1 protein-coding gene is annotated in these 959 nt (G+C 65.1%); it reads left to right on the forward strand.

Going from position 1 to position 959, the window contains the following annotated elements:
- Positions 1–50 precede the first annotated feature (50 nt).
- A protein-coding gene (locus tag AD72_RS37025; protein WP_425480801.1) for an IS5 family transposase occupies positions 51–959 on the forward strand; the annotation gives its coding sequence in 2 pieces (ribosomal slippage) (positions 51–482 and positions 484–959; 908 coding nt annotated over the 2 pieces). This gene is flagged as partial in the annotation.

Here is a 959-nt window from a genome sequence, read left to right on the forward strand (position 1 = left end):
CTAGGGCGTGTCTCCCAAAGGTCGGCCGGTTATTCGCTGATGATTGATCGATGAGTTCATCGCGGTATGAGGCGCTTTCGGATGAGCAGTGGGCTCGGATCGAGCCGTTGTTGCCGTCGAGCGTCGGTCGGCGTGGGCGTCGGTTCCAGAACAACCGTCGGGTGGTCGAAGGGATCATCTACCGGTACCGGACCGGGATTCCGTGGCGGGATCTGCCGATCGAGGTGTTCGGTTCGTGGAAGACGGTCTGGAAGCGTCATCGGCGTTACGCGCAGGACGGGACCTGGGACGCAGTGCTCGCCAGTCTCCTTGCGGAAGCTGATGTGGCAGGCAAGATCGATTGGGCAGCAGTGTCGGTGGACGCCACAATCAACCGTGCGCATCAGCACGCGACGAACACTGTCCGCCCTGATCAAGACACAGGGGGCCCGGTCGAATTACACGAATCCGCTGGCCGGGTTCGTCCCGAGCCCGCTCGGCGGTGACCGTGAACCGGCCGGGCACGGGATCGGTCGCTCACGGGGTGGTCTGACCACCAAGATCCACGCCGCGGTCGACGGCCACGGGCGTCCGCTGGCGATGGTCATCACCGGTGGGCAGCGCAACGACGGTGCGATGCTCGGTGAGGTCCTCGCGGACATTCGTGTGCCACGCTCGGGTGCGGGACGGCCGCGTACTCGCCCTGACGCGGTCGTCGCTGACCGGGCCTACACCAGTGGTGTGAACCGGCGGATGCTCGCCGGACGGGGTATCAAGGCCGTCATCCCGCAGAAGGTCTCCGAGATCGACGCCCGCCGCCGTAAGAGCTCAGCTGGTGGCCGGCCACCAGCATTCGACGCCCATATCTACAAGGGCCGCAACGTCGTTGAGAGATCGTTCAACGACACCAAGCAGTGGCGCGGGCTGGCCACCCGATACGACAAACTCGCCATCACCTACCGGGCCGGAGTTGTGCTCCA

This window comes from Sciscionella sediminilitoris (assembly GCF_000737195.2).
GTDB classification, from domain to species: domain Bacteria; phylum Actinomycetota; class Actinomycetes; order Mycobacteriales; family Pseudonocardiaceae; genus Sciscionella; species Sciscionella sediminilitoris.